This window comes from Scytonema hofmannii PCC 7110, assembly GCF_000346485.2.
Lineage (GTDB): Bacteria > Cyanobacteriota > Cyanobacteriia > Cyanobacteriales > Nostocaceae > Scytonema > Scytonema hofmannii.
On the sequence record NZ_KQ976354.1, the window covers coordinates 9,137,359 to 9,149,349 of the forward strand.

Annotated in this window: 11 protein-coding genes and 2 pseudogenes; 6 read left to right on the top strand and 7 right to left on the bottom strand. The window is 41.4% G+C overall.

Features of this window, described 5'->3' with window-relative positions:
• Nucleotides 1–27 precede the first annotated feature (27 nt).
• Both WA1_RS38610 and tnpC read right to left on the bottom strand, forming a co-directional pair.
• Nucleotides 28–415 (bottom strand): annotated as a pseudogene (locus tag WA1_RS38610) (four helix bundle protein).
• A pseudogene (gene tnpC / locus WA1_RS53950) lies at nt 412–1,915 on the bottom strand (IS66 family transposase). Before tnpC ends, WA1_RS38610 begins: the two co-directional pseudogenes overlap by 4 nt.
• A gap of 221 nt (nt 1,916–2,136) precedes the next feature.
• On the opposite strand from tnpC, the gene WA1_RS38625 reads away from it, so the two are divergent.
• Nucleotides 2,137–2,604 (top strand): RNA-guided endonuclease InsQ/TnpB family protein, encoded by a 468-nt coding sequence (locus WA1_RS38625; protein ID WP_272819321.1) that lies wholly within the window; start codon nt 2,137–2,139, stop codon nt 2,602–2,604.
• On the opposite strand, the gene WA1_RS58365 is transcribed toward WA1_RS38625, so the two are convergent.
• Nucleotides 2,563–2,712 (bottom strand): hypothetical protein, encoded by a 150-nt coding sequence (locus WA1_RS58365; protein ID WP_169886881.1) that lies wholly within the window; start codon nt 2,710–2,712, stop codon nt 2,563–2,565. The two genes, WA1_RS38625 and WA1_RS58365, sit on opposite strands and share 42 nt — an antisense overlap.
• A gap of 208 nt (nt 2,713–2,920) precedes the next feature.
• Between WA1_RS58365 and WA1_RS38630 the strand changes: the two genes are divergently transcribed.
• From WA1_RS38630 to hisC, 3 genes are all read left to right on the top strand, one after another.
• The gene (locus tag WA1_RS38630) at nt 2,921–4,144 is read left to right on the top strand and encodes an aminoglycoside phosphotransferase family protein (protein WP_026135361.1); all 1,224 of its coding nucleotides are present in this window, start codon (nt 2,921–2,923) and stop codon (nt 4,142–4,144) included.
• A 109-nt stretch (nt 4,145–4,253) separates the two neighbouring features.
• A complete protein-coding gene (locus WA1_RS38635; protein ID WP_017749901.1) occupies nt 4,254–5,387 on the top strand; it encodes an HAD family hydrolase in 1,134 nt (377 codons plus the stop codon).
• Nucleotides 5,388–5,399: 12 nt separating this feature from the next.
• Nucleotides 5,400–6,491: a histidinol-phosphate transaminase gene (gene hisC / locus WA1_RS38640; RefSeq protein ID WP_017749902.1), complete on the top strand. Its 1,092-nt coding sequence runs from the start codon at nt 5,400–5,402 to the stop codon at nt 6,489–6,491.
• A gap of 47 nt (nt 6,492–6,538) precedes the next feature.
• Here the strand turns inward: hisC and WA1_RS38645 are convergent, their stop codons facing one another.
• Nucleotides 6,539–7,495, bottom strand: coding sequence for a hypothetical protein (locus WA1_RS38645; protein WP_017749903.1), 957 nt, complete (start codon nt 7,493–7,495; stop codon nt 6,539–6,541).
• On the opposite strand from WA1_RS38645, the gene WA1_RS38650 reads away from it, so the two are divergent.
• Nucleotides 7,409–7,720 carry a helix-turn-helix domain-containing protein gene (locus WA1_RS38650; protein WP_148662862.1) on the top strand — a complete coding sequence of 104 codons (312 nt, stop codon included), beginning with the start codon at nt 7,409–7,411 and terminating at the stop codon, nt 7,718–7,720. The genes WA1_RS38645 and WA1_RS38650 overlap by 87 nt on opposite strands.
• Nucleotides 7,721–7,897: 177 nt before the next feature.
• On the opposite strand, the gene WA1_RS38655 is transcribed toward WA1_RS38650, so the two are convergent.
• Entirely contained in the window at nt 7,898–8,887 is a 990-nt protein-coding gene (locus tag WA1_RS38655) for an aspartate carbamoyltransferase catalytic subunit (RefSeq protein ID WP_017749905.1), read from the bottom strand.
• 241 nt (nt 8,888–9,128) lie between these two features.
• On the opposite strand from WA1_RS38655, the gene WA1_RS38660 reads away from it, so the two are divergent.
• The gene (locus WA1_RS38660; RefSeq protein ID WP_017749906.1) at nt 9,129–10,136 is read left to right on the top strand and encodes a tetratricopeptide repeat protein; all 1,008 of its coding nucleotides are present in this window, start codon (nt 9,129–9,131) and stop codon (nt 10,134–10,136) included.
• Between the two features lie 8 nt (nt 10,137–10,144).
• On the opposite strand, the gene WA1_RS38665 is transcribed toward WA1_RS38660, so the two are convergent.
• Both WA1_RS38665 and WA1_RS60725 read right to left on the bottom strand, forming a co-directional pair.
• On the bottom strand, nt 10,145–11,644 hold the full coding sequence (locus WA1_RS38665) for a PPC domain-containing protein (protein WP_066613167.1): 1,500 nt from the start codon (nt 11,642–11,644) through the stop codon (nt 10,145–10,147).
• A 137-nt stretch (nt 11,645–11,781) separates the two neighbouring features.
• On the bottom strand, nt 11,782–11,910 hold the full coding sequence (locus WA1_RS60725) for a hypothetical protein (RefSeq protein ID WP_017749908.1): 129 nt from the start codon (nt 11,908–11,910) through the stop codon (nt 11,782–11,784).
• Nucleotides 11,911–11,991: the final 81 nt, after the last annotated feature.

Sequence of the window (11,991 nt, forward strand, 5' to 3'; positions counted from 1 at the left end):
AGGGGATGCAGGGGATGCAGGGGGAGATTAATGATTTATTAACCAAGGGGATGGATTATTAATCATATTGACAAGACCAGATAAAACTTGATTGTAACGTCCAGAAAGTTCTCGTCCGGTTTCCACATCCATATAATTGCATTTAACAGCAAATTTAATCCAAGTCTGAGTTTCAGCCGCTTCGGCTTCACAGTCATTCAATGAACGCAACAAATGCTGCTTCATAACGACGTTTGCGCCAAGCTTCTGCCATGTTGGCACACACAGAACGTGAAGCACGACGAATTTGGTCGGTTAAAGAATATCGTTCCTCCACAGGAAATGTCTTTGAGATCTCAAAAATGCTCATTGCTACTTCAAAAGCTATTTTATAAATACCTAAGTCTTGATGGTCTTTGATGGCTTCTTTAGTCATTGTTTTGCCGAAAGGATTGAGATGTAAACTTGAGGAATTAATGAAGGGGTCTGCACGACTGGGTTAAACATCGCTTTTATAGCTTGAATAAAAAATTCAATTGACTTACGTCCTTGACGACGGCACGTTTGTATCACTGTCAATAAATTGGCGGTATCTTGAAACCGCTCCATAGAACGGGAACCGCCACTAACTTTTCTTTTTGTGACTGCTAAACGTAACGAACGTTGGTGCTAAATTATTATCAGGCGGGATCTCCGGATGGTTTAAGAAATACCACCATTGATGAGATTTATTTTGTAAGGAGCGTAAAAGTTTCCCGGCTTCCCCTCCAGCTTTATCAATCCACAAATCAATCGAAGATTCAACTATACGTCGAAACTCGTTAGCCCAACTCAAAAATTCATCAGTGTTTTGGCTTTGTTGGAATAAAGCATAGTGTTTAAAGGCTTCGTCTATCAGTTCGATAAATTTTGTGCCAATGTCTTGGTTATGTAAACCGGGAAGTTGGACGAGCTTTTTGAAATGACGGCGTAAATGTGCGCTCACATTTCTGTTGAGCTTTCACCGGATAACCATTATATGCACTATAGTCATCAGAACTCAGTACACCATCATAGTTTGAACCCAAAACAGATTCTAATTCGCTTCGAGAACGTGTATCAGCAGCATGAAACAGAGCATGCATCAGTATTGGCAAAAATCCACAACCATTCTTTTACTCCTTTGACTACCCAAGGCGTTTCATCCGAATGGATATTTGGCTGAGTTTGCTTTATCCAAAGTTTCACGCAAGTCAATACTTTGAGCCACTGCTCCATCTATTCGTTCATTCGTGGCTACTAAGGTTCCCACCCCGATTTCTATTTCACCGAGCTCCCACAATAGTTCTTGTTGTTTAGAGTAAGGTAAATGCCCGTAATTATTTATCCATCCCAAAAAAGCTTGCAGTCTGATTCCAATATCTTGTCCTGGTACTATCTCTGGTGACCAGTCTGCTGTTTGAGTTTCACCACATATGGTGCAAATGCACGTATATCTTTGATATTCTACTATTTCAATTGGCCGTTCCACTAGCTGTGCTACTTGTTGTGTTTCTATTTTTATGGGTTGGCTACCGAATTCCCTTTGCCCACAACATCTACACTCAAGTGGTCGTAATATCTCAAATCTATCGACTCTCCCAAATCCCTTTCTCGTTTTTCCCGGATGCCCTGGTTGTCCTCCTGGTTTCCGTTTCGCTGTCTCGCTTTCAACGGATTTATCAACTTGTTTGTTTTCGGTTTTTTTGAGGATGTCTCCTGACGGGGGTTTCGATGATATTGTGCTATCTAAATCTCTACTAACTTTCAGTTTCTCTATTTCCTGTTCCAGTTTTATGACTCTGGATTTTAGCTGCTCTATAGCTTTCGCTTGCTCAACAATTATCTCTACCAGCTGCGTTGTCCCCAACTGTTTCAACATATTACTGTCTATTTTTGGCGGCTGGTTTTTTTCCATACCTCTGATGCTCCCCCTTCTATGTCACACTTGTCAATACCCCCTGATCTGAATCTTGACGATTATTCATCCATCTCCAATGCTGATGAATCATTCATCTCCCCCTGCGTCCCCTGCATCCCCTGCTCCCCCTGCTTGCCTCTTTTTTTACACCTGAATCCTTACCCTCTGAGTACAGAGTGAATGAGAGGCTTCTCTTGGATTAAGCTAAATTAAGCCGATTGCAGTGGCTACATCGTAACAAGGTTAAGGGATCTGCGAATTGGAAGAAAGCAAATATGCAGATTGCGCGGTTACATAGAAAAATTGCCAATCTCCGAAAAGACTACTTGCATAAAATGACTACTTACATCGCCAAAAACCACAGCGAAGTAACGATAGAAGATCTGAATGTCAGCGGAATGATGGCAAATCACAAGCTAGCAGCTGCGGTGCAAGACCAAAGTTTCTATGAGTTCCGCAGACATTTAACCTACAAGTGTAAACTTGTCAATACAAAATTGGTAATTGCGGATAGATGGTATCCAAGTTCAAAGACCTGCTCAAAGTGCGGCACAGTAAAAAAAGAACTCAAATTAGATGATCGGATATTCCATTGTCATGCCTGTAATTTTACTTTGGACAGGGATCTGAATGCCGCAATTAACTTAAAATGCTATGCGTTCAACACCGAAAGCTCTTCGGAGTGAGCCTGTGGACTGGAGGGTGCCGACATCACCAGGACGAAGCAGGAAGAAAGCAGCAAAGAAGCGTGTTAGGTAAATAACGCAACCACCTAGTACTGAATAGCTTTGCATAGGTATTTCGGAGCGGATTCATTGATTTGTTCCCAGAACTTGAGAATGCGTTCTTCGGGGCTGCTGCCTCGCGTGGTAGTATCAAGACGGGAGGCGGAGCCTCCGTTAAGGCATTCCCAGGTAGAACCTGGGAACGAGAGTGTCAGAGGCTGGGAATGAGACAATGCTTCTTCCCTACTCCCTACTCCCTATTTTCAAGGAGGAAAATTTGTCAGACAAAAATTTGCAATATATTCAAACTCTCCAATTTTCTGATGTAAAGGCTGCAAACGCATTAATGCAAGAATTCCTTAATGCAATTCTGCCTTTTAAAATCAATGAAGTCACAATCCGACCATTAGCTGTCTCTCTTAATTCACTCAATGGATTTTTACTGGCAGATGATGGACGAAAACTATTTTTTAAAACCCATGTTGAGCCAAAAAGTATCATCAACGAGTACTATAACTCGACTATTTTAGCAGAAGCAGGTTATCCAGTTATTCAACCTATATTTAGTTCCAATGAATGGGGAAAGCAACTCCTGATTTACGAATATGTTGAATATCCGTCCCTGTTTGATACAATTCGGAATTTAGAACTAGATAACAAAAAAAATCCTGATTTTATTATTTCTCTGCAACAAAAATCTGATGACGATCTCTGGAAAATTTATTTAAAAACACTCCAGCCTTTAACAGCAGAGGAACATGAAAAAGCCCCGATTCACCAATTGTTTTCTCACAGGCTGACTGGCGGACGCTTTAAAACTTTCTACGAAAATACAGATATTGTTTTGCCCGGACACACCATTCATTTTGCTTCACTGGCAAAAATGAAATGGATTGTGAATGGAGTGGAATTTAAAGAAACTATTGATAGTCTTGTAGAGCAAGCCATAGAGGTATTAGACCCCTCTCGATGCGAAACTCCATCCATAGTTGGACATGGAGATGCTCACAATGGTAATGTGTTTGTCGATCGCGAAAATTCTTCCTTAATCTACTTCGATCCAGCTTTTGCAGGTCGTCATTCACCCTTTTTAGATTTAGCGAAACCACTGTTTCATAATGTTTTTGCTATTTGGATGTACTTTCCCAATGAGGTGGCAAAGACACTTTCTATTCATGTAGAAATTCAAGACAATACTATTATTGTAAAACATAACTTTGCACCTTCAGAAGTTAGACTAGCTTTATTACACTCAAAAATTCAAAGAGTTCTTACTCCTTTAGTAAAAGAACTGAAATCTAGAGAATGCCTGAATCCGCATTGGAAGAAGTATTTAAAGTTAGCTTTATTCTGTTGTCCTTTTCTAACAATGAATCTGAGCGATACTCAAAAGTTTCCTCCTGAAATTACGCTTTTAGGGTTAGCTATGGCGGTTGAAATGGGAAGCAATATTCAGGGAAAAACAAAAAGCTTAATAGATTCGGAATTAGATGCTGTCTGAAAAAATGTGAGAGAATGTCATGGGAACATCCCAGTTTCGTAACAATACCAAGCGAATAGAATTCGCGTCTATACAAACAAAGTCCGCCTGCGCGGACTAGTGGAAAACTATGTACCAGCAACTCACAACTCTCATCTTTGATTTGGATGGAGTTATTACTAGCGAAAAAAAGTATTGGAATACAGCCCGTCTCACTGTCTGGGATTTGATAACTAGTGACAGCTACCTTGGTTTGAAAAATTACTTTGATGAATGTGATGATTTTTTAAGTAGATTGCTCTTGGCTGGTGAAAAGGTTATATCCAGTCAGTTTGTTTATGAATTAAAAAGGCGGGCTGTTAACTCGAACTGGGACTTAACATTTTTTGTCATGTCTCTGCATTTGCTGGGAATTCTCACTGCAGTAAAAGCAAATTATCCTGAGACTTGGTCTAGTATTCTCAGCAATCCTCTCCTTGTCAAAGAGGAATTAGCAAGATTGAGAAATCTATTACAAAATAATAAGTATAACTCAGTAATGAGCAATGCTTTAATCGCGAGATTTTGGGAGGAAACTCAACTTATAGCAGGAACAGATGTTGTTGAATATGTCAGTTCGTTCTCAGAAAAAATTTTGGGAGCAAAGTTAAATTACCTTCAACCTAAAGGAGATTTGTGGTGGCTTTGCTATTATAACTTCCAAGAATGGTATGAAACAAAAGGTAGCGGAGTTCTTCCTGATGATGATACAGTCTTAGACTTAGGAAGTATTAGGTCAGTCCTGGAAAATCTACGCGATCGCTATAACTATACTTTAGGAATCGCAACAGGAAGACCGAGAAATGAAGTGATTCAGCCCATGTCCAAGCTAGGGTTACTCGAATACTTTGACCAAAAACGTATTGTTACATATGACGAAGTTTTAGAAGCTGAGGCAATTCTATCTCGTTCGGGTAACAGTCAGAAACTCGGCAAACCCCACCCGTTTGTCGTCCTTAAAGCACTTTATCCTGAGGAAAACGTTGAAGTTTTCTGTTCAAAAGAATTTCAATCTTTAGACCGTAAATATGCAGCTTATATTGGAGATGCGACGAGTGATGTTGTTGCTGCTAAACAAGCTGGATGTCTATCTATAGGGGTATTGACTGGCGTATTTGGGGATAAGATGGCAGACAAGCAGCAAAGTATGCTCAAAGATGTAGGATGTGATGTTATCTTAAACAGTGTACTGGAGTTACCAATGCTACTGGGGGATATCCCTTAAATATTTGAAACAATGGATTATCTAGTTAACGAACATATTAAGGGTATCGGTCAGAAAGAAGCTAGATTGGCGAAAGGGAGTGATGCTATTCGTTTGGATAAAGGTGAGTTACCTTACCCACCCTCACCTCATGTTATCGAAGCGATCGCAGATGCAGTGATGACAATCAATCGGTATCCAGAGATACTTGGAGGAAAGCTACGAGAAGCATTAGCCAAGTATACTGGTGCAAAGGAACAGCAAATTTTTATCGGTAATGGCTCGGACGATCTGATCGAACTGATTGCTAAAGTCTTTGTCAAGCCGGGAGAAGAAGTCATCATTCCAGTTCCAACCTTTTTTGTGTATTTTCTCAGTACGCAAGTTGTTAACGGAAATCCGATTGTAGTTCATAGAACTGCGGACTTTGGACTTGATGTTGAGACAATAGTGCAGAAAGTCACACCCAAAACGAAGGTTTTGTTTATTGCTAACCCCAACAATCCCACAGCTAACCTGATTTCACGAGAGATTATCCAAGAAATTCTGGAGCGTGTAGAGTGCATGGTGGTTGTGGATGAGTGTTACTATGAAATTTGCCAGGAAACTGTAGCCGATCTTGTCGATCGCTATCCGAATCTCATCATTTTACGCAGCTTATCGAAAAGTTTTGGATTGGCTGGACTTAGGGTGGGTTACGGAATTGCCAATGAGACTGTGGTGGATTATCTCTATCGAGCAGCCCAAATGTTTCCTGTAAATAAGTTAGCCATAGTAGGCGCGATCGCAGCACTAGAGGACATGGAGTATGTCCATTCTAATATTAAGCAAATTTGCCAAGATAGGGAGTACCTAGCTAGGGAACTGGAAAACCTTGAGTTTTTTGTTTGTCCTTCCGCCACCAACTTTCTTTTAGTCCATACAAAACCACTTGGAATTCCCTCAAGAGATTTGGTTCAAGCACTCCAAGCCAGAAATATTTTTGTACAGGATTTTGGTTTAAAACCAGGATTAGATGCTTACTATTTTAGAACATCTGTTGGTACTCCCGATGAAAATCAGGCATTACTGACACAGATAAAGGAAGCTGTCAACCCATTGCTAGATAAGTCTTTGCCATATTGAGAATAGTTTCTCCACCCACCAGTAATCAGCGATGAAACTTGCGCGACTCAAATCTTTCTTCCAAGGACTTCTAAAATTTCGGTCACCGAAGCTTTTTGTGCCTCTAGCTCCTGAATTTTGGTAAGGAGTCGCTTGGGAATATACTTGCTTTTTTTGGTAATGCGATCGCCTTCAATCCAAACTTCATAGTGATACCAAGGTTGGGAATAATCTTTACCATTGAGGGTAATGGTCTTCCATTGAAGAGAACCAGTGCCTAAGCCTTTGTTTCGCCGTGTTTTACTAGGGCTATTTTTACTGGTGGGTATTTGCTGTTCCTTGGTGTTACTAGGGCTGTTTTTACTGGTGGGTATGGGCTGTTCCCGGACGTTACGGGGGCTGTTTTTACTGGTAGATATGGGCTGTTCCTGGGCGTTACTAGGGCTATTTTTACTGTTAGATAAGAATTCTTGTCCAAGTTTACTAGGGCTGTTTTCCTTATCCACCAGTAAAGTTTCTTTTTTACTAGGGCTGTTTTCCTTACCCACCAGTAAAGTTTCTCCACTCAGTATTGCCAGAATTTCTATTACTGGGCGTTTCTGCTCCTCTGCCTGTTCAACCAGTTCTAGTAACTGTTTGGGAATGTACTTGCTTTTTTTTTGACCTTTCTCCTTCCAGTGATAGTAGGCTTGCGGGTACTCTTTTCCATTCTTGCTTATGGTGCGCCAGTGGATAGTACCGTTACCTTCGCCACGATTTCTGCGATTTTTACTGGATCTATCATTACTGGTGGGTATGTCATTACTAGGGTTGTTCTTACCAGAGTAAGAATTGGGCTGTTCAAGATTTTTACTAGGGCTATTTACAGTACCCCCCAGTAATGACTTACCAACACCGCAAGCATCCTCTGAATCTAACTGCTCGCTAACATCAGAAGAATGAAAAGTGGGTTGACCGCCAGGGAGATTTCTGAGGCGACAGGAGTCAACGAGAGTAGCCTCAGTCGATTTATGAATGGTAAGCAAGACCTAAGAGCTGGCGATTACTTTGCTGTATTAAATTTTCTTCCTGAGGAAGCTAAAAACCCTGCAAAATCTCGTCTTTCAATGGATTCCCCTGTGAGTCTAAAAATGCTCATTATGCAAGCAACAGACACGGAAAAGGCAGAAGTTTTGTTTGCGCTTGGGCATTTGTTTCTAAAAGAACATAAAAACACTGAAGCAGTAGACTTACTCCCTGCAGCGTCTTGAAGAAGGCAGAGGGATTAATGCCACACAAGACCTTTTGCGATCGATTCTGAGCACTTCCGAGCAAGAGTTACTCTTCCTTAGAAAGTCGCCTTAATTTTAAAAGAATGCCTGAAAGCTAGACAAGACAAAGTTTTACAGACTATCTTGCCTGATTTTACCAGGAGATCGGCTCAATGCCTAACTCTTCCCACTGCCTAATAAGTACAACAAAGCCATACGAATAGCAACACCACTACTGACTTGATTTTGAATAAGACTAAATTTAGGATCGTCCATCACTTCAGAACTAATTTCAACACCACGGTTGACAGGACCAGGATGTAAAATTTTGACATCTGGTTTGCAAAACTCCAATCTTGAATGTGTAATACCAAACATTTGATGGTACTCTCGCAAAGAGGGCAGTAAATGAGCGGTCATCCGTTCCTTTTGCAAGCGCAGAGTCATCACAAAATCGGCATCTTGTAAAGCAGGTTCTAACTCCCAGTGAAGAAACAATTTACCCGGTTGGTCTTCGCCGTAATCAGCAAATAGTTTCGGTAAAAGTGTGGGTGGTCCTGCGAGATGTACCCGAGCACCACTAGCGGTCAAGCTCCAAATATTTGAGCGGGCAACCCGTGAATGTACAATATCCCCAACAATGGCGATTTTTTTATTCTTGAGTAGTTCGATCTGGGGGTTGTCAACATCCAAGAGAGTACAAATAGTAAATAAGTCAAGCAGTGCTTGAGAAGGATGTTCGTGTTGACCGTCACCTGCATTGAGGACGTTGACTCGTACTCCCAGACGATCCATTTCAGCTGCGATCGCCTGCGGAACTCCTGCTTCCTTATGGCGGATCACCATAATATCAGTACCCATTGCCAGGTAAGTCTTTGCCGTATCGAGAATCGTTTCTCCTTTGGTTATAGAAGAAGTTGCTGAGGCAAAGTTGAGCGTATCGGCTGACAATCGCTTTGCAGCCAGTTCAAAACTACTGCGAGTCCGGGTAGAGGCTTCAAAAAATAAATTGGCCACCACCTGTCCTTGCAAAGTTGGTACTTTCTTTGTCCGGCGAGATAAGACTTCCACAAAACTAGCAGCCGTTTGTAACACAGTGTTATATTCATCGCTTGTGAAGTCAGAAAGAGAAAGGACGTGATGACGATTCCAAGTGGTACTAGGCATAAATAACTAACAAAGATAAAAGCGCTCTAGTTGTTGCAGTACAAACCTAATTTTATTCCTTTTGCTTAATAATTATTCACAATCATCTTCACAGGTTACTCATTTTTTCCACGTATTCTTGAAATCAATCTTGTAAGAAATCAAACAAAGGAAGCTTAACTGCAAGTGATTTTACTGATTTTTTACAAAACCTGACAACAGATAGCAAAAAATAACTGATAAGAATATGGTAAATTCCTTGATGCATAATCTAAACCAAGAACGCTACCACAGCTATCTCAAGCTGATTAAGGCACTGCTAAACTGTTCTAATGGCGAAAAAACAGAGATTTTAAAACTCAACCAACATTTGATAGATGCTGACCTGGTACAAATTGTACTCGATTTGATACAGACGACACAACAAAGCGCATCTATCCTGTCTGTGGAGGTTGATACAGAAGGCTTCGTCTGCGATCGCCTAATGAAACTGGTTCGTCAGTTAATAGGGATATATGCCGAGACACCCTTACAAGGGGTATCAGCAGAATTTGTTATTGGAAATTTTTACTTGGAAACAAAGCAGTTTTGTAAGGCGAAAGAGTCCTACGAGCAAGCTTTGGAAATTTTTAGGAAGCAAGGCGATCGCATAGGAGAAGCGAATGCGCTTGCACTTATAGGAGACACTTTATATCACCAAGATAATTTTGCCTTATCGCTAGAGTTCTATACACTATCTCGCACCATACTGTTAGAAACAAACGCAAAACGTAGTGAAGCAATGCTGCTTCAGCAAATGATATCCTCTTGTTATTTTATGAGTAAATATGCTCAAGCTGTAGAATTAGCCGAGCGACGTTTGGCAATTGCGCGAGAGATGCGATTGCGTTCAATGGAAGCTCATACTCTATACGACCTAGCAACTTATTATGAAGCTATAGGCTGCATGACAGAAGCAGGAGATTGCCACTGGAAGTGTTGGGAAATTGCTCAAGAAATAGGTGCTAGCAAGTTAGAAGTCCAAAGCCTAAAAGGTTTGGGAGACTTTTATCTGAACGAGAGTTTGATTGAGGAAGCACTAGATATTTATGCAGAATGCTTGGACATGGCGGTTCAAATGGGTTACATCCAAGTAGAAGCGAGTTGTTTGCAATCTTTATCAAAGACTTACCTTTGCTTGGGGGATACAGAAATGGCAAGAGCATACAATCAACAGAGCTTAAAAACCAAACAAGCCCTGGGTATATGCTTGGTCGAACAAATGTTTTAAAACCGCAACTACCACATTGTTAATCTGTATCTACCGTTTTCTTGCGGAACAGCTGAAATCACCACGACATAGTAAGTACCATCCTCAGGTAACTTTGCTCTATCAATAAGAGCACTGTATTTGCGATCTTTGTCTAGATCGGAAGCAACCACTTGCCCTTTAGAATTCATCAAGACTACGTAAGGAACAAACTCTTCATAAACACTCTCTACACGTACACTTACGCGCTGGTCTCTTTTCCCTTGAAACTTAGAAACATCATAAGAGTTTCTATTTTTTTTCAAAGTTAAACTTTCATCTAATTTGGCTGCTTCATCTAAAAGGTAGCCGGATGTGTCGTTTCTGAGAGCTAAATTATAGCGACCTATATCCTTAGGATCTCGGCTTGTGACAGCAATAGTATACTTACCTGCTACAGGCAATCGTGCAAATATATATGCATCCTTGTTTTTTTGTGTAGTGCCCCTACTAGCAAGGACGTTATTATCGGGATCGAGAAGAAGGACAAATGGCTCTAAAGCCAAGTTATTAGTACGGCGGTTATCTGCACTCCCGGTTAACCTGATTTGAATATGTTGGTTTTCTTGCCCGTCAAACTGATAAAAATGATAACTCCTCCCTTTGTATTGATAATCGCCAGGAGCCAGAATACCGAGTGCAAAGTCTACAAAATTAATCTCTTTGAAAGCTAGCCCATTAGATGAGTTAATAGGCGAATTTCCAGTCCTTTGTCTATTAGGTTGTCTTGAACTTACAGCAGCAGTACGCTCAACTCTTGGCTGAGGATTTGAAGTGGGAACCGTCGCCGTATTAGCACTTGGAGCACGTCCTCCTTGTTGTGGAATAGTATTTTGTGCGGGTACAGTCGCCGTACTCGGACTTGGAGTGGTTTCTACTTGTGGTTTGGGTTTGGGTGCAGGTGCTGTAGCTGTATTGGCATTTTCTGGCTTGGGTTTGGGTGCGGGTGCAGTCGCCGTGCTCGGACTTGGAGTGGTTTCTACTTGTGGCTTGGGTTTGGGTGCGGGTGCTGTAGCTGTATTGGCACTTTGTGGCTTGGGTTTGGGCGCGGGTGCAGTCGCCGTACTCGGACTTGGAGTGGTCTCTACTTGTGGCTTGGGTTTGGGTGCGGGTGCAGTCGCCGTACTCGGACTTGGAGTGGTCTCTACTTGTGGCTTGGGTTTGGGTGCGGGTGCAGTCGCCGTACTCGGACTTGGAGTGGTCTCTACTTGTGGCTTGGGTTTGGGTGCGAGAGGAGATTCAATAGCTTGTTTTGGAGTGGTTTGACTCGCAGGCATTTGGGGAGTCTCTACTTGCTCAACAAGTTTACTGACTGCTTCTTGTTCTCTTTCGTCTGGGAGTTTAGCAATTATGTAGGGGTTGTCTTGCTGAGCCTCTCTGAAAGCTTTCACAGGCATAACATAGCCAGAAATCAGCAAGCTACTACAGATGCAACAACTAAGAACGAATTTGGCTCTGTATATGTACTTATTTTCGCTGTTTGTTGACATAATCCTACTCCTACAAAATAAAAGTATACGATTCCGTAAATATAAAATATTTTTATAGTTATTTTTATACGATCTCTACTCATTGCTCTACTCTCATTGGGTAGATATCAGGCTTTTGTGTGACAATAATGCCAAACTTACACGGTAGGCACAGAAGCAATCTGTTGAGCCAACCAAGCTGCAACATGGGTGTTTGCTTCTTTTCTAGTGCGCTCTAGAGCTTGTAGAGAGTAGGGAGTAGGAAGTAGGGATAAGAAATTTTTCATTACCTCGTTGTGAGCAATTGCCGATGAATGACTACTCCCTTTCCGGTCTAAGATTACCTATCTTCTTTTTCTTCTTCCTTC

What these genes read in the sequence shown, in the direction of transcription:
- WA1_RS58365 (WP_169886881.1), bottom strand. Translation starts at nt 2,712, where the DNA reads ATGCAAAGCTATTCAGTACTAGGTGGTTGCGTTATTTACCTAACACGC.
- WA1_RS38635 (WP_017749901.1), top strand. Translation starts at nt 4,254, where the DNA reads ATGTACCAGCAACTCACAACTCTCATCTTTGATTTGGATGGAGTTATT.
- hisC (WP_017749902.1), top strand. Translation starts at nt 5,400, where the DNA reads ATGGATTATCTAGTTAACGAACATATTAAGGGTATCGGTCAGAAAGAA.
- WA1_RS38650 (WP_148662862.1), top strand. Translation starts at nt 7,409, where the DNA reads ATGAAAAGTGGGTTGACCGCCAGGGAGATTTCTGAGGCGACAGGAGTC.
- WA1_RS38655 (WP_017749905.1), bottom strand. Translation starts at nt 8,887, where the DNA reads ATGCCTAGTACCACTTGGAATCGTCATCACGTCCTTTCTCTTTCTGAC.
- WA1_RS38660 (WP_017749906.1), top strand. Translation starts at nt 9,129, where the DNA reads ATGCATAATCTAAACCAAGAACGCTACCACAGCTATCTCAAGCTGATT.
- WA1_RS38665 (WP_066613167.1), bottom strand. Translation starts at nt 11,644, where the DNA reads ATGTCAACAAACAGCGAAAATAAGTACATATACAGAGCCAAATTCGTT.
- WA1_RS60725 (WP_017749908.1), bottom strand. Translation starts at nt 11,910, where the DNA reads ATGAAAAATTTCTTATCCCTACTTCCTACTCCCTACTCTCTACAAGCT.